20 protein-coding genes are annotated in these 22,233 nt (G+C 47.0%); 13 read left to right on the top strand and 7 right to left on the bottom strand.

Annotated elements, in window-relative coordinates:
- Positions 1-142 precede the first annotated feature (142 nt).
- The 6 genes from KNQ11_RS15425 to menC all read left to right on the top strand — a co-directional run bounded on the left by KNQ11_RS15425 (position 143) and on the right by menC (position 7,290).
- Positions 143-1,528 (top strand): isochorismate synthase, encoded by a 1,386-nt coding sequence (locus tag KNQ11_RS15425; RefSeq protein ID WP_214772550.1) that lies wholly within the window; start codon positions 143-145, stop codon positions 1,526-1,528.
- A complete protein-coding gene (gene menD / locus KNQ11_RS15420) occupies positions 1,518-3,161 on the top strand; it encodes a 2-succinyl-5-enolpyruvyl-6-hydroxy-3-cyclohexene-1-carboxylic-acid synthase (protein WP_214725274.1) in 1,644 nt (547 codons plus the stop codon). Before KNQ11_RS15425 ends, menD begins: the two co-directional genes overlap by 11 nt.
- Positions 3,158-3,934, top strand: a complete 777-nt coding sequence (menH, locus tag KNQ11_RS15415) for a 2-succinyl-6-hydroxy-2,4-cyclohexadiene-1-carboxylate synthase (RefSeq protein ID WP_214772547.1) — start codon at positions 3,158-3,160, stop codon at positions 3,932-3,934. Before menD ends, menH begins: the two co-directional genes overlap by 4 nt.
- Before the next feature lie 18 nt (positions 3,935-3,952).
- A complete protein-coding gene (menB, locus tag KNQ11_RS15410) occupies positions 3,953-4,777 on the top strand; it encodes a 1,4-dihydroxy-2-naphthoyl-CoA synthase (RefSeq protein ID WP_023469886.1) in 825 nt (274 codons plus the stop codon).
- A gap of 72 nt (positions 4,778-4,849) precedes the next feature.
- On the top strand, positions 4,850-6,223 hold the full coding sequence (menE, locus tag KNQ11_RS15405) for an o-succinylbenzoate--CoA ligase (RefSeq protein WP_214725278.1): 1,374 nt from the start codon (positions 4,850-4,852) through the stop codon (positions 6,221-6,223).
- Positions 6,220-7,290, top strand: a complete 1,071-nt coding sequence (gene menC / locus KNQ11_RS15400) for an o-succinylbenzoate synthase (protein WP_214772545.1) — start codon at positions 6,220-6,222, stop codon at positions 7,288-7,290. Before menE ends, menC begins: the two co-directional genes overlap by 4 nt.
- A gap of 295 nt (positions 7,291-7,585) precedes the next feature.
- Here the strand turns inward: menC and map are convergent, their stop codons facing one another.
- From map to KNQ11_RS15375, 5 genes are all read right to left on the bottom strand, one after another.
- Complete coding sequence (gene map / locus KNQ11_RS15395) at positions 7,586-8,347, bottom strand: type I methionyl aminopeptidase (protein ID WP_023467279.1); 762 nt, start codon at positions 8,345-8,347, stop codon at positions 7,586-7,588.
- A gap of 13 nt (positions 8,348-8,360) precedes the next feature.
- Positions 8,361-9,551: an EAL-associated domain-containing protein gene (locus KNQ11_RS15390; RefSeq protein WP_023467278.1), complete on the bottom strand. Its 1,191-nt coding sequence runs from the start codon at positions 9,549-9,551 to the stop codon at positions 8,361-8,363.
- 72 nt (positions 9,552-9,623) lie between these two features.
- Positions 9,624-9,890: a hypothetical protein gene (locus KNQ11_RS15385; protein WP_023467277.1), complete on the bottom strand. Its 267-nt coding sequence runs from the start codon at positions 9,888-9,890 to the stop codon at positions 9,624-9,626.
- A gap of 106 nt (positions 9,891-9,996) precedes the next feature.
- Positions 9,997-11,556 carry a degradosome RNA helicase CshA gene (cshA, locus tag KNQ11_RS15380; RefSeq protein ID WP_035398788.1) on the bottom strand — a complete coding sequence of 520 codons (1,560 nt, stop codon included), beginning with the start codon at positions 11,554-11,556 and terminating at the stop codon, positions 9,997-9,999.
- Positions 11,557-11,888: 332 nt separating this feature from the next.
- A complete protein-coding gene (locus KNQ11_RS15375) occupies positions 11,889-12,743 on the bottom strand; it encodes a CvfB family protein (protein WP_023467275.1) in 855 nt (284 codons plus the stop codon).
- A 233-nt stretch (positions 12,744-12,976) separates the two neighbouring features.
- On the opposite strand from KNQ11_RS15375, the gene KNQ11_RS15370 reads away from it, so the two are divergent.
- The 7 genes from KNQ11_RS15370 (at position 12,977) to KNQ11_RS15340 (ending at position 20,362) form a co-directional block, all read left to right on the top strand.
- A complete protein-coding gene (locus KNQ11_RS15370) occupies positions 12,977-13,144 on the top strand; it encodes a hypothetical protein (protein WP_023467274.1) in 168 nt (55 codons plus the stop codon).
- Between the two features lie 125 nt (positions 13,145-13,269).
- Complete coding sequence (locus KNQ11_RS15365; RefSeq protein ID WP_050678231.1) at positions 13,270-13,575, top strand: hypothetical protein; 306 nt, start codon at positions 13,270-13,272, stop codon at positions 13,573-13,575.
- Between the two features lie 38 nt (positions 13,576-13,613).
- A complete protein-coding gene (locus KNQ11_RS15360; RefSeq protein WP_023467272.1) occupies positions 13,614-13,871 on the top strand; it encodes a hypothetical protein in 258 nt (85 codons plus the stop codon).
- Positions 13,872-13,949: 78 nt separating this feature from the next.
- Positions 13,950-14,648, top strand: a complete 699-nt coding sequence (locus tag KNQ11_RS15355; protein ID WP_029340873.1) for a lysophospholipid acyltransferase family protein — start codon at positions 13,950-13,952, stop codon at positions 14,646-14,648.
- A 1-nt stretch (position 14,649) separates the two neighbouring features.
- Positions 14,650-16,551: an ABC-F family ATP-binding cassette domain-containing protein gene (locus KNQ11_RS15350; protein ID WP_214772543.1), complete on the top strand. Its 1,902-nt coding sequence runs from the start codon at positions 14,650-14,652 to the stop codon at positions 16,549-16,551.
- Between the two features lie 171 nt (positions 16,552-16,722).
- Positions 16,723-18,564, top strand: a complete 1,842-nt coding sequence (locus tag KNQ11_RS17000; RefSeq protein ID WP_214772541.1) for a diguanylate cyclase domain-containing protein — start codon at positions 16,723-16,725, stop codon at positions 18,562-18,564.
- A gap of 10 nt (positions 18,565-18,574) precedes the next feature.
- Positions 18,575-20,362 (top strand): GGDEF domain-containing protein, encoded by a 1,788-nt coding sequence (locus KNQ11_RS15340; RefSeq protein WP_149426869.1) that lies wholly within the window; start codon positions 18,575-18,577, stop codon positions 20,360-20,362.
- Between the two features lie 55 nt (positions 20,363-20,417).
- Here the strand turns inward: KNQ11_RS15340 and KNQ11_RS15335 are convergent, their stop codons facing one another.
- Positions 20,418-21,062: a hypothetical protein gene (locus KNQ11_RS15335; RefSeq protein ID WP_149426868.1), complete on the bottom strand. Its 645-nt coding sequence runs from the start codon at positions 21,060-21,062 to the stop codon at positions 20,418-20,420.
- Positions 21,059-22,231 carry a DEAD/DEAH box helicase gene (locus KNQ11_RS15330; RefSeq protein ID WP_023467266.1) on the bottom strand — a complete coding sequence of 391 codons (1,173 nt, stop codon included), beginning with the start codon at positions 22,229-22,231 and terminating at the stop codon, positions 21,059-21,061. The genes KNQ11_RS15335 and KNQ11_RS15330 overlap by 4 nt, the downstream gene beginning before the upstream one ends.
- Positions 22,232-22,233 lie beyond the last annotated feature (2 nt).

The following is a 22,233-nucleotide window of genomic DNA, read 5'->3' as shown; positions in this document are numbered from 1 at the left end:
GTCTAAGTGTATCGGGTTTCGTTTTTTGCTGTCAATGTTCAATCCGAGATAGCTTATTCCTTCTTTTTTGTCCGCAAAAAGTTTACACTTAGATTAAGTGAAACATATCACAGTATCTATAGACTAGGGGGCAATGAGCGGTATGGCTTACGCTCAACAAGAGCTAAAACAGTGTATCGAACAGGCCGTCAGTCAGGCGAACGCCTCACAACGACCTATACTCGCTTCGTATTCATGGGAAATCGAAGCAACTGACATGCGTTCCCTCGAACAGGGTATCGAGGAACGATTTTATTTCGCGACACCTGATCGCTCGATGCGGGCCATCGGGTTTGGCATCGTACAACAACTTCAGGCTTCAGGAACGGATCGTTTTTTACGAATTCAATCGCAATGGGCAAACTTGAATCGCGATCATGTCGGTCATGATTTATTTGCGTTCAGCGGATTTTCGTTTACCGAACTTAAACAACCGGATTATCGTTGGTCTTCCTTCGGAGACGCTTCGATGACGATTCCGAAGTTTTTATTTCTAGAACAAGATGGCAAGACACGTGTGACGATTTTTGCTCGCGTCGAGCCAATGGATCAAGTCGATTCTATCTTAAATGAACTCTCACTCGATTTCGCCAAAGTCAATCAACCGCAACCATCGACTGCGGCAGGCGCCACGCGCTTACGACTATCGCGAGATGGGAATGAAGCCTTTGAAGCTTCGTTTCATCAAGCTATGCACTACTTGGAGACGACACTTGAAAAAATCGTCCTGGCGCGCGAAGTCGTCTATGAGCTGGATCGTCCACTCGACGTAGCCGCTGTCGTCGCTGAACTCGAAGATACGCAGCCCGGCAGCTACGTCTTCTGTTTCCAACCAAACCCGGAAGAAGCCTTTATCGGTGCTACACCGGAACGACTCGTCTTAAAACGTGGACGTCGTCTTGAAACGGCAGCCGTCGCTGGTTCTGCACCACGCCACGCAACGGATGAGATGGACGAAGCACTCGGTCAATCGTTATTACAAGATCAAAAGAATCGGGTGGAGCACGGAATCGTCGCGGATTCGATCGAACGGACATTATCTGTATTTTCAGAGGAACTGGATTGTCCGGATACGCCGATTCTCTTGAAGAATCGCCATATCCAACATCTTTATACACCGATCACAGCTCATTTAAAAGAAGATGTAACGCTATTCCAATTGATCGAAAAACTGCATCCGACACCTGCGCTTGGGGGCGAACCCAAGCAGTTAGCAGTCGATGCCATCCAAGAAATCGAGACGTTTGAACGAGGATGGTACGGTTCACCTGTTGGTTGGATGAACGGACAGGATGACGGGGAATTCATCGTTGCCATTCGATCTGGATTGTTTACAGAACGGGCGGTCATTCTTTATGCCGGTTGCGGTCTCGTCGAAGGCTCTCATCTCGATAGTGAACTGGCAGAGACGGAAACTAAACTATCACCGATGTTACAAGCACTTGGACACGTCGGTTCGATTGAAAAGGATGATATTTATGTTGACTAAGTGGATGCACATGTTAATCGATACGCTCGTCGCTTCTGGTGTCCGGGACTTCGTCATCAGTCCCGGTTCCCGTTCGACACCACTTGCTATTGCTGCTTTTCTGCATCCTTCTAGCCGTACCCACGTCCTTGTTGACGAACGGTCGGCTAGTTTTTTTGCTTTAGGTCTAACACGGACGGAAGAACGTGTTCGTCCCGTTGCGTTGATTTGTACAAGCGGTACCGCTGCGACGAACTATTATTCAGCAGTGACCGAAGCGAATATTTTTGAACTTCCGTTGATCGTCTTGACCGCCGATCGACCACATGAATTACGGAATGTCGGTGCGCCACAAGCCATTGATCAGATCGGTCTGTACGGGAAGCAGGTTCGGCATGCGTTTGATCTTCCGTTAGCAGAAGAAGCGAGCCTTCCTTACGTCGCTCATGTCGCACAACGTGCAACCCTACTCTCTCTGACGGAACCAGCAGGCCCGGTTCAAATCAATGTTCCGTTACGTGAACCCCTCGTGCCGGAACTCGATCTCTTACGGACAGGACGTCCGGTCGGTGTTTTACCTGAACCGACACCGGGAGTAAACAACGCTTTAGCGACCGCACTGCAAGAAGAGCGTCTTCTTTTTGTACTTGGACCACAACTCACTGCGGTGGACAGTCAGGTTGTCATCTCGTATGCGAAACAAGCAGGGATTCCGGTGTTAGCGGATCCACTCAGTCAAGGACGACAATCGCATGATGCTCACGTTTTTGCCTATTACGATACATGGCTCAAACATCCAGCTACCGCACAGCACGTCCGACCAGATCGAATCATTCGTTTCGGTGCCATGCCGACGTCAAAACCTTATCTGCTTTGGTCTCGGGATATTCCGACGACGGTCGTCGGTCATCCAGGAAACTGGCGCGATCCACAGCTTCATTCGGATTTCGTGATTGGTCACGCGCGACAACTCGCGCATCATGAATCTGTTCCGCACGACCCTAAGTACCTCGAACTGTTGCAACAGGCGGAGCGACGCGTCGCCGATGCTTTTGCGACAATCGATCAAGAGGAGATGACGGAATATAACGTCGTCCGTGCATTGACGACGTTACAGGACGGAAGTCTCTTTGTTTCGAACAGTATGCCAATCCGGGACGTCGATACGTTCCTGCCGACAGGAACACCCCTTCGTCTACTCGCGAACCGAGGAGCGAACGGGATCGACGGGATTCTTTCCAGTGCGCTCGGAGCAACGTTTGATGCCACACATCGCTACTTACTCGTCGGCGACTTGGCGTTCATTCACGATATCAATGGGCTGATGACAGCACGCACACTTCCGTTAACGATCATTCTCGTCAACAATGCGGGTGGCGGCATCTTTAGCTTTTTACCACAGCAACAACTCGATCAAGATGTTTTCGAACCACTCTTCGGTACACCGCAGCATCTCGACTTCGCTTCCCTCGCTTCCGGATACGGCGTAACCTATCAGGCGATTGATTCAATCGCCGCGTTACGTCAAGCACTTGCGGAAGAGACGAACGTCACTCGGATTCTTGAAGTCAAGACGACACGAACAGAAAACGTACAGATGCACCGTTCGATCTGGGACGTGACAAATCAAGCGTTAGCCGAGGTATTCCAATGATTTTGCGTGGGCATACGTATCATGTGAAAATCGAGGGATCTGGTCCACCGCTCCTATTGCTTCATGGTTTTACAGGCTCCCTCTCAACGTGGGACATGCTAAGTGAGCATCTATCGCCTCACTTCACCGTCTATCGCCTCGATTTGATGGGACATGGAAAAACGACACCGGCGTCTGAGCAACGAATGCGTTTGACGCAACAGGTCAAGGATCTCGAGGCACTGCTCGCTATGCGATCCGAGCCATGGATCGTCCTCGGATATTCGATGGGTGGACGAATCGCTTTAATGCTGAGCGTCGTCTCTGAGCAAATCGCTCGGACAATCGCTGTTAGTACGACACCGGGTATCCAGACGGCAATCGAGCGAAAAGTACGTCGTACATCGGATCGATTGCTTGCGGAGCGACTCGAAAAAGGCGGACTCGAAGCTTTCATCGATTACTGGGAGACACTTGGACTATTTAAACCCCAAGCCCTTCTCCCGGAATCGCAACGTACGCGACTGCGTCAGGAGCGCCTGTCCCAAACGGTGGAAGGTCTGAGTGCTTCGTTACGTGCACAAGGTACAGGAAGCATGCCATCCCTATGGTCATGCCTTCCGAAAGAGATTGATTGGATCGTCGGGGCAGAGGATGAAAAATTCCGTGCCATCGCTTCACGAGCGGCATCACCTGAAAAAATTCACGTGATTTTGCACGCTTCGCACGCCCCACATATCGACCAACCGCAAAAGTTTGTTACAATGGTAGAGAATCTACTTATTCATCACTAACATATTGGGGGAATTCACATGAAATATGCTCCGGAATGGGTATCAGCCCGCAGCTATGAAGACATCAAATATGAACAATGGAACGGGATCGCGAAAATCACGATCAACCGTCCTGAAGTTCGCAATGCGTTCCGACCACACACGGTCCACGAACTCATCGACGCATTTTCACGTGCACGTGACGATCAAAATGTCGGCGTCATCATCTTAACAGGTGAAGGCGATCTCGCATTCTGTTCTGGCGGAGATCAAAAGGTACGTGGACATGGTGGATATGTCGGTGACGATGAAATTCCACGCTTGAACGTTCTTGATCTTCAACGTTTGATTCGTGTCATTCCAAAACCAGTCATCGCTATGGTCGCAGGTTATGCGATTGGCGGCGGACACGTCCTTCACCTCGTGTGTGACTTGACGATCGCTGCAGACAACGCCCGCTTCGGACAAACTGGTCCAAAAGTTGGTTCATTCGATGCTGGATATGGCTCTGGTTACCTCGCACGCGTTGTTGGACACAAGAAAGCGCGTGAAATCTGGTACCTCTGCCGTCAATATGACGCACAGCAAGCACTTGATATGGGACTCGTCAACACGGTCGTCCCACTCGCAGATCTCGAGCAAGAAACGATTCAATGGTGTGCTGAAATCCTTCAACATTCACCAACGGCTCTTCGTTTCCTTAAAGCGGCATTCAATGCTGATTCAGATGGTCTTGCAGGGATTCAGCAACTCGCAGGAGATGCAACATTGTTGTACTACACAACGGACGAAGCAAAAGAAGGACGCGATGCGTTCAAAGAAAAACGCAACCCGGACTTCGGACAGTTCCCGCGTTTCCCATAATGAAAAAAAGGTTCAATCGTCTTACGACATTGAACCTTTTTCGTATATTCATCTCAAAAGGAAGTGACTATTTTGTATCCTTGGATCTATACACGGGCAAAAGAACAGCCGGATGACATCGCACTCATTACGGAAACAGAGCGTTGGTCGTGGTCCGAACTATATGCACGCGCGCATCGCTTAGCGAGTACTTGGGCGACGATCGTGACACGTGGAGACCGGATCGCCCTGTACGGTCCATCGAGTGCGCGCTACATCGTCGCACTTCACGCAGCTCAATTGCTCGAACTGACCGTCGTCCCGATCAACACACGTTTGACGCAAACGGAAGTATTACGTCAATTCAAGCAGGCAGATGTACGGCTCATCGTGACGGACCGGACACTTGATACAAGGATTCCGTGCCGTGCTTTCTCTTATGAAAAAGAAGCGCCTGACCTGTTAATACGCCATATGCCAAAGCAATACGTCCAATCGATGCTCTTTACGAGTGGTACGACCGGACATCCGAAAGCCGTCGAACAAACGATGTTGAATCATTTCTCGAGTGCAACGAACGCCGCGCGTCATATTGGATCACTGCCAGAGGATCGTTTTTTGATCGTCACGCCGCTGTTCCACATGAGTGGGTTAGCTGTCGTCTACCGGGCGGTCATCTATGGAGTACCGATCATTCTCGAGCCACATTTTTCACCAGAACGCGCCCTGCACTGGATTACGACAGAAAAGATCACCCATGTCTCACTCGTCTCGGTCATGCTTGATCGGTTACTCGAAGCCGGACTACGTCGCCACGCGCTTCGCGTCGTACTGACAGGAGGCGGTCCTGTTCCATTACCGATTCTGACGCGTGCCCTTGATCGTAATATCCCGGTCATGCAGACATACGGGATGACGGAAACAGCTTCTCAAATCGCGACTCTTTTGCCAGAGGATGCCTTACGAAAGATCGGATCGGCCGGACAAGCGATTCATCCGACGCAAATCCGCATTACGCGTCACCAAGAGATCGAAGTCAAAGGCCCGACGATCATGAAAGGCTATTTTCATGAGGAAGAGAAAACGGCAGAAGCGTTTACGGCAGACGGTTTTTTCAAGACTGGTGACTTAGGACGTCTGGACGCCGATGGATACCTCTATGTCCTCGATCGTCGAAGCGACCTCATCATCTCAGGTGGGGAAAACATTTATCCAGCTGAAGTCGAATCAGCACTTCTCTCGATTGATGGAATTCAAGAAGCAGGTGTCGTCGGACGATTTGATGCTAAATGGGGACAGGTTCCGGTCGCCTTCATCGTCAGCACACTCGATGAAGTCATCGTCCGAACGGAAATCAGTCAATTGCTCGCTAAATATAAGTGTCCGGTTGATTATATCTATCATAGCGCGCTGCCACGCAATGCGAACGGTAAACTATTGCGGAAGCAACTGAAGGAGTCATTATGAGTATCACTCTCCGGTCTGCCGAACTGTTCGATGTTCCGCTCGTTTTTCGTCGTCCGATGCAAACCGCCCTCTCGACGCTGACAGTACGTCGGACGACGATTTTGCGTCTGACTGATTCGGAAGGACGAATCGGTTACGGGGAAGGTGTCGCGTTTGATACACCGTGGTATACATCGGAAACGCAGCACTCTCTTCAAGGAATCGCTCCGCTGCTGTATCGATTACTTGAACAACCGCTCCATCATCCAGCAGACGTTACGGATCGCTTCCACATCGTGCAAGGTAATCCGATGGCAAAGGCGATGTTCGAAGGAGCGATCTATGAATTATTCGCAGCAGCTACCGGTCAATCGCTCGCCACGTATCTCGGAGGTGATGAATCATCTCTCGTACCTTGCGGGAAAGCACTCGGACGGGCTTCTGCAGCACAGACCGTCGAAGCCGTCGGACAAGCGATCGCTTCCGGATATGGACGGATCAAGCTGAAGCTCGCTCCGACGGATACCGTCGTTCTTGAGCAAGTACGTGCCGCTTTCCCTGATGCGCCCTTGATGTTTGACGCTAACGGCAGCTTCACTGAAGCAGACTTCCCTCTATTACAACAGTGGGATTCATTCGGTCTCGTTATGATGGAACAGCCGCTCGCAGCGTCGGATTGGTCCGGACATCAACGTCTCGCTAGACTCTTACAGACACCGATTTGTCTGGATGAATCCATCGTCGCTCCAGTGGATGCCGAGTTGATGCAGACGCTCCACGCTGGTCAGATTCTGAACATCAAGCCGGCACGCGTCGGTGGACTGACGAACGCTTTGTCCCTTCGAACAAAAGCACCCTACTGGCTCGGTGGGATGTTCGAGAGCGGTATCGGGCGTCGTCAGACCCTTGCTTTTGCAACACTGCCTGGACTCGCTTATCCGATCGATATGGCAAGTACTGCCGATTATTTCGAAGAAGATTTGCTTGAGACCCCGTATCATGTCGAACACGGATACATTCGTTATTCCGCTCCAGCCGTATCCGAGTCACAGTTAAACAAATTGGCAACGTCCCGGATATCCTTATAATAGGAGCACTACGACGAAAAAGAAGGCTGACTCAAAAAAGAATGACGGGTCTTTTCACGCCCTTTCCTCAGTCGAGACACAAAGCCCCTCTTTCCTGCCTTATTCAAGCAGGAAAGCGGGTCTTGTTTGTCTCTGACAGCGCAAAGATGCGCTTTTTCCTGTAGGAGTTGCGTGAAACGCGTCATTCTTTTTGTTATGAAATAAGGGTGGCAGATTATCATTCTGCCACCCTTACCTTTGTGGAAACTGACTTTTGAGTCAGCCCCCTTCTCGTGTTTTACTATATGAGCTTTTCTTAGAACGATTCTTTGCCTTCGACTTTCGTCAAAATCTCATACCCGTCCTTCAAGACGACGACCGTGTGCTCGAATTGTGAGACGAGGCTCCGGTTCGGTGTGTATAACGTCCAACCGTCCCGCTCATCTTCGATACAGAACTCATCTCCTGTTGAAATGAACGTCTCGACAGCGATGACTTGGCCTTCCTTCAACAAATCATTCTCTTCACGATTGAAGTAGTTCGAGATGGATTCTGGCTCACCATGAAGTGTCTTACCGAGACCATGTCCCGCTAAGTTACGGATGACCGTGAAACCGCTCTTACGTGTTTCGGCATAGATTGCTTTTCCGATCTGGTTGACCTTCGTTCCGGCTTTGACTTTTTCAAGTCCTTTCTCAAGCGCCGTCAATGACACTTCAACGAGTCGGACATCTTCCGGACGTTTTGCTTCTCCTGCGATGACCGTCTTCCCTGTGTCCGAGTAGTAACCGTTCTTCACAGCCGAGACATCGACATTGACGATATCACCTTCTTGAATGACATACTTCCCTGGGATACCGTGTGCTGCAATATCGTTGACACTGATACATGTCGCTCCTGGGAAATCGTACATGACGATTGGAGCAGACTCTGCTCCCTGTTCCTTCAGGATGCGTGCTCCGATGTCATCGAGTTCCTTCGTCGTGATTCCCGGTTTGACGGCATCCGCCATCTCATCGCGTGCCATGGCGACGATTCGTCCAATTTCTCGTAATGCCTCGTAATCATAATCTAACACTTTCATTTCCTCCTCATTCACTCAATCGTTCTTGATATAGATAATCTGCAGAGATATCCGCAAATAAGAACATCCCATTACTGAGCGGCATACTAAATGTCCGCGTTTGTTCACTCGAGCTGAAGTCGACGTACCGTTCGGACAAATATCCACTATGTCGTCGTTCCATCGCTACCGTCGTCCGGATGAAGTAAGGACGGAAACTCCAGTTGTACCCTTTGTAGAAGGAATACAGTTTCCACTCCCCACTCTTTTTACTGACGTTTGAAGATTGTTGGAATCCATTCGCATCCGTGATATAAAACCGGATGAATTCCGGCTCCATCTTCCGGGCAAGCGTCAGCAACCATTGATCGAGATCTTGCTCCGGCTTCAAGGACTGACAATCTTCATTAAATCGAACCGTCCAGTCTTGCTCTAGCTGAAACAAGCGATTCATCTGCTCGCGATCATATTTATAAAACATCGGAACTTCATGGATCAACACTTCCATACCAGGACAGGTCATGACCCATTCAGGTGATGCTTCTCCAAGTAGATTCCCCATGTAGTAACGTCCTCCGTGTTGCCACGCATACCGAAGTTGACCGAGATGACTGATATTCTTATACAAAAGTGGCGCTCCAAGCTGGTCGCAAAGATGCTCCATCGTCTGTAAGAGATGTGGATACGACGCTGAGACGGTCTTTTTTTCAATCATGGAGGATAAATCGACGATCAACATATCCGGCGACATCGAAAAGACACGTTCAAGACTCGTTGCTTCCGCACGGTCCAGCGCTACCTTCAGTCCAGAGTTCTGGTAATACGCAACGATTCGACCCAGACGGTCAAAATCATCGACTTGGACATCCGTCAAAGTAACGTACATCCGCTCTTTTGGAAACGACGAGTCGACCGTCCGTAAGACATGCAAGAAGTCCTCCCCACCGTTTTCAAACAGCCAAGCTGGACGACAACGGATCAGAATAAACGCTTGTGCATCGGAGGGTACTTTTTGGAATGCTTGACGGACGACATGCCCCATGACTTCGAGTTGATACTCGATTGGAACATCGTCTTCCTGAAAAAATGGTTTTAACGGTTCTCCACGAAAATGGGACTGGATTTCATACCCTTCCACCTTAAAAGGGGCAGCGCCTACGATCGGTTGAAACCATGCCTCTATCTCTTCGGGATGAACGATGACATCTAATGCATCCATTCTATTCCCCCCTTGTACTCTTGTTCTATCTTAACAAAAAAAGAGCCTCTCTGTAACGAGAGAGCCCCTGTTTTACGATAACGTCGTATCTTTCCGCAATGCGATATACAAGTACACACCGAATGTCGCCGTCAAGTAGATGATACTCAGGACACCGTATTGGATTCCGACGGCTCCTCCCTTACCGATGGCTAGCACAAGAAAGATGATGCCGCCAAATAATAAGGTCGCCAACGGAATATAACGAAAATGTCCTTTTGTCGTCCGCTCACAAATCTTTTTCGTCGCGACGATCAGTGCAACGAGACAGACGGATGCTGCTACATAAATGGTATACACGAATGATTCAGCCCTCTCCCTATCGTTCATGGCTCATTTTATCATGACCGCTCAGATAAATCATAAAAAAGAACCGACTTGTCTGTGACAAATCGGTTCGAATCGTTTACTTTTCAAAACGTGGTTTACGTCCACCACGGTTACGATCGCTTTCGCTACGGTTGCTACGTCCAGCATAACCGCCTTCACGACGATCTGATGAAGAAGATGAACGACCACCTTCACGACGCTCGCCACCGCGAGGGTTGTTTCCACGGTATCCGCCACTGCGGTTGCCGCTTCCACTTCCACCTTTGTTTCCGTAAGGACGACGGTTTCCACCACCGTTGCTACCGAAACGTTTCACGCGGATTGGTTCGATTGAAGAGATTTGGACTGGTGTTGCATCCGGCTCTTTCGTCAATCCTTTAAGTGCTGCTGAAAGAAGTTCCACTGCTTCGTACTCTTCTAAGAGTTCTTGTGCAAGTGTCGTATATTCTTTTGAGTCTTTTGCTTCAACGCGTTTGATGAGTTCTTGTGCAGCAAGCTTCAAGTTGCCTTCTAAGATTTCATCAAGTGTTGGTGCATGACGACGTGACATTTTTTTGTTCGTGACACGTTCGATTGTTTTGATTTGACCGAATTCACGTGGTGTAACGAATGTGACAGCCGATCCTGTTTTACCAGCACGACCCGTACGACCGATCCGGTGAACATAGCTCTCTGGATCTTGTGGGACGTCGAAGTTGTAGACGTGTGTGACACCAGAGATGTCAAGACCACGTGCTGCAACGTCTGTCGCGACGAGGATATCAATCGTTCCTTTTTTGAAACGACGGATGACTTGGTCACGTTTTGCTTGTGTTAAGTCACCGTGTAAACCGTCAGCTGTGTATCCACGTTGGATCAAACCTTCAGTCATTTCGTCAACACGTTTTTTCGTACGACCGAAGATGATTGAGAGTTCCGGAGAATCCGTGTCGATCAAACGGCAAAGAACGTCGAATTTTTGGCTTTCTTTCAATTCGATGAATGACTGGTCGATGTTTTCAACTGTCATTTCTTTTGCTTTGACTTTGATGTGTGTCGGAGTCGTCATGAAACGATCTGCGATTTTACGAATTTGTGGTGGCATCGTTGCTGAGAATAAGAGTGTTTGACGTGTTTCAGGAAGTGCACCGAGGATTTTCTCGATGTCTTCGACGAATCCCATGTTCAACATCTCATCTGCTTCGTCAAGGATGACCGTTTGAACGTGATCGAGGTTCAACGTCTTACGGTTCATGTGGTCCATCAAACGTCCTGGTGTCGCAACGACGATTTGTGGATTTTTGCGAAGTGCGCGGATTTGACGATCGATTTGCTGACCGCCGTAAACAGGAAGTGCATGAACGCGTTTTACTTCACCGATCCGGTTCAATTCTTCTGCTACTTGGATTGCGAGCTCACGTGTTGGAGCAAGAATCAACGCTTGGATGTTGCGTGATTTTGCGTCAAGACGCTCGATTGTTGGGATACCGAATGCTGCAGTTTTACCAGTACCTGTTTGTGCTTGACCAATTAAGTCAACGCCGCTGAGTCCGACTGGAATTGTTTCTGCTTGGATTGGTGTTGCTTCTTCGAAGCCCATTTTTAGGACACCTTTGATAAGTGCCTCACTAAGATTTAATTCACGAAATGTTGTCAATGCTAAATACTCTCCTTTGTCATATGAAAAGCGTCTGCCACTAAACAGACGCTACCGTAACGAATACAATCGACTACCTATTATAACAGAATCTATCACATAAAGATAGAGCGGTTTCTCTTATAATAATGTTTAGGGAAGTCACCATCATAATCGTTGCCATAAGGGCGAGGGAAAGGCGAAGTGCCCGGACCGTGCGATGTACGTCATCGCGTGCCCCCACTAGTGATGGGGTATATTCAGTAAATGGTCGCCGGTAATCAAACCAGCCGCAACCACCAAAATGATGAATTCCTTACTATCTATTCGAAACGCAGGCTTACTCGGTCCGATTATTTCGTCAACCGAATACCCGTTTCATTTTTTTCTATTTTTTTATCTTTCAACAGGCGACCGAGCGCTCGTTTGAATGCTGCCTTGCTGAGACCGAATACTTCATCGATCGTCTCGGGAGCTGTCTTATCACCATACGGCATCTGACCATCATGTTCAAGTAGATGGTTCAGAATCAACTCCGCGTCTGTATCAATGGCTTCAAAGGCACGTGGTCGTGCTGAAAGTAATACTGTACCATCTGGTTTTACATTTGTCACTCGTAATTTCAAGACTTCTCCAAGACGCGGCCAACGTTCCATCTCACGTTCATGCAAGAATCCGATCGATTGATCGTTGACCCAGACGTTAACGCCTGGTTCACGTTGTGAGAAGACGAGACCTTCGACGTCCATATTGTTCCACTCCTCTGGAGCTGGCTTCGCACGTAAGTTGAAGTATGCATAAGGTGCAGGGTCTCCGAGTAACCGAAGCTTCTGATCATGTTTCAGACGAATGAAGAGTTGATCGCCTTCTTCTGGCCAGAACATCCGGCGCTGCGGCAAATCGTCGAGTGAGACGAGAACGTCTTTTTGAATACCGATGTTCGCGAACACTCCTGTGTTATAGCGTGTTCCATTAATCGTCGTCTTGACATAGTCTTCAAATGAAGCTTCTGGAATCGTCATCGATGATGCTAGACGCCCTTCATTATCTTGATACAAGAAGACTTCTACCTCTTCATCGAGGGCTACTTTCCGTGTTTGTTCATTGTTATGCAACAACACGTCTTCATTTCCATCTGTCAGAAACACTCCGAACTCTGCTTCGCGTTCTACTTTTAATGTGACAACCTGTCCTGCGCGTAATCCCATTTCGGGTCATCTCCTCTCTGTATTTGAATCGATTCCAGTCCTTGTGAATCGTTCTGCTGTTCTTTCCCTACCATACTATACTCTTTTTCCATTCATCTCTGATATCGACACAATGGTGACAGTTGTGACATATTTGTGAACGGAACACATTTGCGTGATTTTTTTGAAAAAAAGATATATGATTAAATAACAGGAAAAAGAAGGTTTAGTTTAGGTAAATATGGGGGATAAAAATGTTTCATAACATTCAATCGCGTTCGTTCGCACGACGCTTCACGAAAACATTGGTTTTTGCATTTTTTGCGTTCCTTGCTACGATTGGAATCGTCTTCGCAGAAGGATCGAACAGTACGGATATGACACCGAAGACACCAGCGCTTCAGCAAATCGATCGCCCTTAAAATCTACACCTTCCGTGTGGATTTTTTATTTTTTCCGGACATTTACAGGACGATAAAGGAAAATCACGACTTACCTCGAATTGTAATGGACATACCATTATTTTAATTTCGAGGAGGAAACGGACGTGCTCTTCTACTTATTCACGACGATTGCGGGTCTCATCACTACATATTTAAGTTTTGTTACCGGTTATTATACGAGTTCGATCGGTGTGTTCGTCTTTACGCTAGCGATTTGTCTGTCACTATCATCAATCCGCCAGCTGATACGTACGTCCTATCTGACTTACATTGAATACATCCAACACCGTCGTGTCAAAAAACAATACGAACGGATGAAAAAGCGTGAACTTTCTTATCAAGTCTCCTATCCTCAACAAGATTCCAGCACACCACTTGCATTCTCCGCGACAGACCAGCATGATAAGTAAAGAACACGATTTCATCATCTAGGAGGAACAGATTCATTATGAACGAAATCCCTTTATCAAACGGTTGGACACTTCGCTACTCCCCTGTCATCGATTTATGGTTGAAGGAAGATGGCGTACTGCTCGTAGATCACGAAGATAAGGTCCGCTTGACTCTCATTTTGGATGAGGAAACGATGGAAATCAAACAGATCGACAATACGAACGCTACGTTCTCTGTTGATCCAACGACACGTCGCCTCACCTTTGAACTAGGAGAAAGCGAAGAGGAATCTGAACCTCGTTACTGGGAATAATCACGCAGACCGGGTGCGACGCCCGGTCTTTTTTTGTACAATAACATCAGTAATGAAAAAAGGAGCTGTCACTTCACCATGATACGTACTGTCATATGGTTCATTTATTTTGGACTTGTCTTACCCTGTACCTTACCGTTTTTACCTAGTGCAAAACGTCGAACGCACCTCGCGCGCTATGCATTCGTCCAGCGTGTAGCAAGTGCCTGGGCAAACTCTCTTCTCCGACTCGCTGGTGTTCGTGTCAACGTGACGGGTCGTGAACACATCCCAGCAAACGAACCCGTCGTTTTCATCTCGAATCACCAAGGGAACTTCGATGTTCCGATTCTACTTGGAACAATCGATAAACCGAAAGCATTCATCTCAAAAATCGAAGTGAATAAAATTCCAATCGTCAATGTTTGGATGAATCTGATGGGATGTGTCATGATCGATCGAAAAGATCGACGCCAATCGCTGAAAGCGATTCGTTCTGGTGTCGAGACGATCAAGGACGGACAATCGATGATCATCTTCCCGGAAGGAACACGCTCCAAAGGCGGTCCAATGGCGGAGTTCAAAGCGGGTAGCTTCACACTCGCGACCTCAAGTGGCGCTCGTGTCGTACCCGTCGCAATTTCAGGAAGTTATCGTGTCATGGAGGAGACGGGTAAGATTCGTCCTGCCACGGTCGACGTCACGATCTTACCGTCGATTGATCCGAGTACGATGACACAGAAAGAACTCGTCCAGACAGTCGAACAGCAAATCAAACAGATTGTAGAAGGTGTCTAATATGTTAATGAAAGCAGAAAATCTCAAAAAAGAATTCGCCGATAAAATCGTCTTCGAAGATGTGACATTCTCTGTCTCACCTGGCGACCGGATTGGTATCATCGGCGTCAATGGTACCGGTAAGTCGACACTCCTGCATATCTTGGCAGGTAAAGAGACGGCAGACGCTGGTACGATGCATCACCCGAATGATTATCGGATCCGCTTGCTATCGCAAACGACCGATTATCCGGAAGACCAAACGGTCATGGAAGTATTGTTGTCTGGTGATACACCAACAATTAACGCGTTACGTCACTATGAAACAGCGCGTCTAGCACTCGAACAAGATCCGACGAGTGAAACACTACTCAATCGCTTCATCACAGCTCAGACAGAAGTCGATGCTGCGCAAGCTTGGGACACGGAATCACGCTTAAAGATGATTTTAAACAAACTCGGCATCCTCGACTTGAACGCGTTGATCGGCTCTCTTTCCGGAGGACAACGCAAGCGTGTCGGACTCGCTGAAGCTTTACTTGATGAAGCCGATCTTCTCCTGCTCGATGAGCCGACGAACGAACTCGATGCTGAGACGATCAGTTGGCTTGAGACTCAAATCAAGGAATACCGTGGTGCGATTCTACTGATTACCCACGATCGCTATTTCTTGAATCGTGTGACGAATCATATGATGGAAATCGCGAACGGTACGGCTTATTTCTATGTCGGAAACTATGAATCGTTTCTTGAGAAACGTGCCGAACGTCGTGAACGGACGGCTTCTATGGAAGAAAAACGTCAAAACATCCTCCGTCGTGAACTCGCCTGGTTGCGCCGCGGAGCAAAGGCACGGACGACGAAACAAAAAGCGCGGATCCAGCGCGTGGATGCTTTACAAGACCTCTCGTACGAGGAAGAAGAATCAACACTCGAAGTACAGGTCGGTTCGACCCGTCTTGGTAAAAAAGTCATCGAAGCGCATGATGTCTCGCATCGATTTGGTGAACGGACCCTTTTTGAATCGTTTAACGCTCTGATTGGACGGAAAGAACGGTATGGCATCGTAGGGCGAAACGGGAGTGGAAAATCAACACTTCTTTCAATCCTTGCGAAACGCTTAGAACCAACAACCGGTGAAATCATTCACGGCGAAACGGTGAAGATCGGCTTTTATGGGCAATTTGCCGAATTCACGCATCCCGAACGTCGTGTCATCGATGAGGTCGAACGAATCGCAAAAGTCATCACGACACTCGCTGGCGAGGAGATCACGGCAAGTCAGATGCTCGAACAGTTTCTCTTTAAACCGGAAGCCCAATATAAACAAATCGGTAAGCTTTCCGGCGGCGAAAAACGACGTCTGAAATTGTTGACGATTTTGATGGAAGAACCGAACGTCCTCTTCCTTGATGAGCCGACGAACGACTTGGATACTGAGACGTTATCCGTACTCGAAGATTATTTAGAATCATTCCCAGGCACCGTCATCACGGTCAGCCACGATCGCTACTTCCTCGACCGGGTCGTCAATCGCTTGATTGCATTTGAAGACGGGAATGTCGTCTTTTATTATGGACAATATACAGACTATCTTGAGCAAATGACAGCACCCGTTCCATCAATCGTTGTTGAAAAGACGGTTGAGGTTGCTACAGCACCAAAGATAGAGACGCCAAAGAAACTAAGTTATCAGGAACAACAAGATTGGGCAATCATTGAACAACAAATCGAAGAAAGTGAGGCAGAACTGGAGCAATTAGAAGCCGAACTTGCTTCGGCAGGAAGCGATCTCGGTAAAGTCAATGAACTGTATCAAGCCATTGAAAAAACGAAAGCGATGCTTGATGAACGGATGGAGTATTGGACGTACCTTTCTGAAAAAATCGAGGCATTTGAAAACTATCGTCAATCTAATCAATAATTTCGATAAGCGGAGTTCTTCCTTAAAGAAGAACCCCGCTTTTTTCATGAAATGGGAATTGCCTCTTATTTTCATTTTAAATCTGAAAATAAATGTGAATTCAAACTAGATATCGGGTAATGTTATAGCATATTTCATTTTCATGGAAGGCTTGCGAAAGGAGGAGTTCCGGTGAAACGGATCGTTCAAAACATCTACCCTACCGTCGCATTCTACTTAGTTGTCACGTACACCCTGCTCTGGCTATTGCCACAAGATCGCTCGTTACAACTTTCAGCGATCGTTAGTCTAGTCGGTTCTTTCGTCATTTTCCTACTTAGTCAATCGAAGGCTTTCAAACAATCTTCCATTCCATATAAATGGTTATCGATCGCCTTTTTCTCGTATTTTCTAGGCGATCTCCTCAATATGATTGGTCGTCTTTTTCAATGGAACGCTGTTAACCTGAACGTCTTACTGGATCTGCCTTATACGGTTCATTTAACGATGATGGTCATCTTCTTATTTCGGCAGTTGGATTTGACTTTGTTTCAAAAACAAAAATTATTGATTCTTGATTCTTTAACATTGTTCACTGTATCGATGATTGCTGGATACATCGCTATTTTCCGCTTTGTCCCCTCTTATACGCGAACGGTGCTCGAGCAAATCAGTTGGACCTTCTATGCCTTCTTGACGATTCTGTTAACGCTGTTCTTTTTCTTACTTTATGCTTCTGGACTAAAGCGAAACGTATCGAGATTAGGGTTCCTCTTCCTAGTACTCGGAACGTTCGTGCTCGGTATGACGAACTTTATTTTTTATACGTTGTTATTGAACGGTGAACCGCGAATAGCTGGTTTATTGCTTCCGCTATACCCACTCAGCGGACTCTTCATCCTTGCCTTCATGAATACTCGCGCTCTTCCCATCAGTCATGAACAACAAGCAACTCTTATTCGGGTCGAAACACTTACGCGTTCCTTGATGTCGTACATCTTATTATCTGTACTGATTCTCTACATTACATTCTTCCCTGTCTCCCAAACCTTCTTCTCACTTTCCGTCGGCATTACGTTTTTATTATTTTTAACACGACAGCTTTTTTCATATCAGGAAAATCTGCGGTTGTTACAGGAAACAACAGCACTGCAAACGAATCTAGAAGACATCGTCCATCAAAAGACAGCACTCTTACAGTTACGCGAAAAAGAACTAACGTCGCTTTTTCTATCTTATCCAGAAGTTGTTCTTGAAATCGATGCTACGTATCAGATTCGATCTGTCAATCCAGCTGCTGTCGAAGCTGGATGGAGCGATTTACCGCTCGGACCGAGCCAACGGCTACAACTCGATCGACTCATTCCATTACTTCAACAAGCGCAGCTGATTTATCCCTCTCACTTGCTACATGTACCGGCCACGGAGGAACATCCGGAAATCTTTTTGAATACGACAATCATCGATATCCCGGATCAACAACGCTATTTCGTCATCTTGGCGGATATCACGGAAGATTATCAACAGGAAGTATGGCTAGAACGTATGGGGTACCATGATTCGCTCACGCATTTGCCAAACCGGCGTTACTTCGAGGAACAACTTTATCTGACTCTGCCGACGTTAGAATACGGCTCCTTACTATTCATTGATTTAGACGGTTTCAAACAAATCAATGACACTTATGGGCATGATGTTGGTGACCTCGTTTTACAAGAGACGGCGAGCCGCCTTCAATCGATGACGACGTCAACTGATCTCGTTGCACGTCTTGGAGGAGATGAGTTCTTGATCTTCATTCAGGCATCTGCTTCGGAAACACGCCAGTTTGCCGAACACGTTCTCGAAGTTCTAAATCATCCGTTCTACATCCAGACACATACGCTTCAAGTCACACCATCAATCGGAATTTCCTTATACCCTGAAGATGGTAAAAGCTCTGAACAATTATTGATTCGAGCAGATGAAGCCATGTACCATATTAAGAAGACCGAAAAAAACAATTTTTTGTTCGCTACTCAAATTAAACGTTAGGAGGGAGTTCATGCTTAAATCGAACTATTTCATCCGTTGGTTTCCTGCCATGCTCGTCATATCTTTTGCTCTAATGATCCTTGCTACATGGACTCCTTCCATCTCTAATCGGATCGTTGAACAAGTACTACAGTATGCCTCTCTTGGATTGATTGCTTACTTTATTCTTACTGCTTATCGTAAGGAACAAACATTGGTCGTACCCAGACGAAAGTTTTGGCTGATCGCTTTAGGATCACTGGCTTTATCCTGCATCGGTTCCGTTCTTGAGACATTACATTTCTTCGATCAAGACTTTCCAGTTCCATCTATTTATAGCCTGATTTTATTTTCAATATCTCATTACGTATTCTTATACGCGATTTTTTACCGAATCATCACAAAACGGACACTCGGACAACACGTGCTCGCTTTCGTCGATGCCGCGATCATCGTCGTTTTCATAGCACTTGTTGCGTTTCATGTCCTCAATGAATTGACGAATCCGGGACTGCAAACTGTTCCTTATGCCATTATCGTCATTACGAATACATCACTCGGTTTATTTGTCTTCTTCTATTTCACGTTCATTCAAGAAACTCATTGGGTATCAAGGATGGCATTATTCTTATTGTTCTTATCCATTTTCATTCGCGGTATCTACGAAGTCTCAAGTGTTTATTTCCCGGACTTCTCAGCAAATTATCTATTGTTTTTCCCGATCTTGATCCGTTTGGCGCAAAGTGCAGCTATTTTATGGCATATTGATCATATTGAAGAAGGAACCACTCGAACGAAGGTCATTCCCCGTTCCTGGCTCCCTCTACTGGCCGTTCCTTTATTCATTCACTATATGGTGGAACAAGAAGGCGGGAAGCTCGATATCTTCATCATTTTAGTTTTACTAATCATTCGACAAATCTTGATTGCTCGTCAGCATAGGTTGATCGTTGCACAATTACACGAACGGAATGAACAACTCGCTTCACGCATCGAACATCGCAAACAACAAATCAAAGATAGTGAACAGCAAGTCATTCCACTCTTTCTCGGTCATCCTGACCCGATGATTCGACTCGATCAATCTGGAACGGCACTATACGCAAATTTAGCTGCCCAACGTCTGTTTCATTTACCCGACATGACGATTGAACATATACCTCGTACGATGCGTCACTTATTAGAAACACTTGAGACAGATATCGATGAGTATGAAGATGAACAACACAGAAAGTATGAGATCATTGATATTCCGATTCAGATTGCTGCCACCTCGATGGGACGTTTCACGATTTTACATGACGTCACTGAACGAAAGCTCCGGCAAAAAAGGATCGAATACCACGCCTACCATGACGCCTTGACAAGTATCGGAAACCGTCGTTCGTTGGAGCGAGATTTTTCAAACCATCTCCTCGAGATGAATTATCTTGCGGTAGTCGATTTAGACGGTTTTAAGCAAGTCAATGATACGTATGGTCATGAAGCAGGTGATTACGTATTGATCGAAGTCGCGAAACGATTGAGCGAGCATACGAATTCTTTAGAACAGGTGTATCGACTTGGTGGAGATGAGTTCGCGATCCTCTTACACGCCGATGATGAACTGTCCTTACGTCGAAAATGTAAATCCTTCTTACACTTTTTAAGACGTCCTTACGTTTATAAAGGACAATCCTTATTCGTTTCTGCAAGCATCGGTGTGACCGCGTGTCATAAGGCTGATCTTGAAACATGCTTAAAGCAAGCCGACCTTGCCATGTATCGCGTGAAACATCGGGATAAAAACGATGTCGCCCTATATCGAGCAGATTCATGAAAAAAACCTAGAATACGTTGACCATAATCAGGTCATGTATTCTAGGTTTTTTCAATTATTCTTCTGGTCTCGGTGAAATATTGCCTTCTTCGATATCGAGGAGTAAGTCAATCAATTCCGCACAAAATTCTGGATACTGACGAAGCAACGCGTCTTCTCCTACTTCATCCACGAAGTCCGTCAACAAAGCGAGGACTTCTGGTACCAGTGCGCGCGCTACTTTCATATAGGCAATCGCAAAGCGCCATTTCCCAGAAATGTAGAGCAGTTTTCCAATCAACAAATCACCTGGTTCGACTTCAATCTCAGACAAATCCGTTTGATACGTCTGTTTTGACATTAAATCAACGACACCATCCGCCTCGACTTGAAACAACGAAGGCATCGGGTCCGCTAATCCACGCAAGGCGCGGTAGAGGCTAGGCGATAACTCTTCTTTGACCTGCTCAAGAAAACGACCGTGCGGCGTTTTTCCTTGATCATCCGTCTCATAGAAGATTGCCCAATCTACGAATAAGTCCCGGAACAATTCAGCATCTTTTAAATACCAACGTCCCTCCGTCGCAATCTCTTCAATGAAAGCGACCCAATCCGTACTACGCGCTGTCGCTGCTTCTTGATACATCTTCTTCAAGGCTGCATTCATTTCCGCTTCAGAAACCGTCGTCGGAAACGGAATTACTTTTCGATCGTTCTTCATTTCGATCGCCCTTTCCGGTGAGGAGTAGCCGGTCGTTTAATCGTCTGAGGTGCTGTGAATTCACGTTTTGGAATGACTTCCCCACGGTAAATTTCCATCGCTTCCATCTCGACGCCCATTTGCTTCGCAAGTGTTTTTAAGTGTTTTAAGTCTTGATCCGTAACAAGAGCAAGTACCATTCCGTTCGCGTTTCCACGTCCCGTCCGACCTGAACGGTGTACGAAATCGTCAAGCGACTCCGGCAAATCATAATGGACGACATGCGTGACTGCTTCGATATCTAACCCACGTGCCGCAAGACCTGTCGTGACGAGTAAAGGAAACTCTCCCTTTTTATAAGAACGCAATGTCTCCATCCGCTCTCGTTTGCCTTTTTCAGCGTCTAAAATCCGGTATTTCAATGAGAATTTACTCAACTCGCCATTCAATGGTCCGAGGAAGGAACGGTTATTAATGAATGTCAGTACTTTTGATCCTTGCATGTTCGCCAGACGACGTAACAATTCCGGCTTCTGACGACGTGAAGTCTCCAAATAACCGAATGTCACTTGTGTACTGACGGCACGCTCAACTCGAATCGTCTCAGGGTTGTTTGCAAGCGTCCGTCCCCATTCTGCTGTCCGTTCCGGTAATGTCGCGGAGACGAATGCTAACTGACGATCGCGTAGTGCACTGTTTGCGATTCGCGTCGCCGAGTCACTCATACCACTCTCATAGATTTGATCCGCTTCGTCCAAGACGATCAATTTCACCTTATGCATCTTCAGCTTCTTCGAATCGATCAACTCAACGAGACGCCCTGGCGTTCCAACAATGATTTGTGGTTTTTTCTTCAATCGTTCATATTGTCGTTTTAATTCAACACCACCAATGAATGCACCGGATTTGATACCACTTCCTTGAGCAAACAATTGAATGACTTGATGAATTTGCATGACGAGTTCCCGTGTTGGTGCCGTGATCACGACTTGCACGTGTGGTTCTTCTACTTCAATCTTTTCTAAAGCTGGAATGACATAGGCAAGCGTCTTCCCTGTTCCTGTCGGCGCTTCCGCCAGGACATCTTTTCCTTCGCGCAACAACGGAATCGCTTGTTCTTGAACAGGCATCAACTCCGTAAAGCGTGCGCGTTCCCATGCTTCCTGTAAAAATGGTTTTGTAAAGTTCATAA

Origin of the sequence: Exiguobacterium sp. s39, from assembly GCF_018618925.1 — a bacterium.
GTDB classification, from domain to species: domain Bacteria; phylum Bacillota; class Bacilli; order Exiguobacteriales; family Exiguobacteriaceae; genus Exiguobacterium_A; species Exiguobacterium_A abrahamii.
Note: the sequence above shows the minus strand (reverse complement) of the source record. Positions and strands in the feature narration are given on the sequence as shown.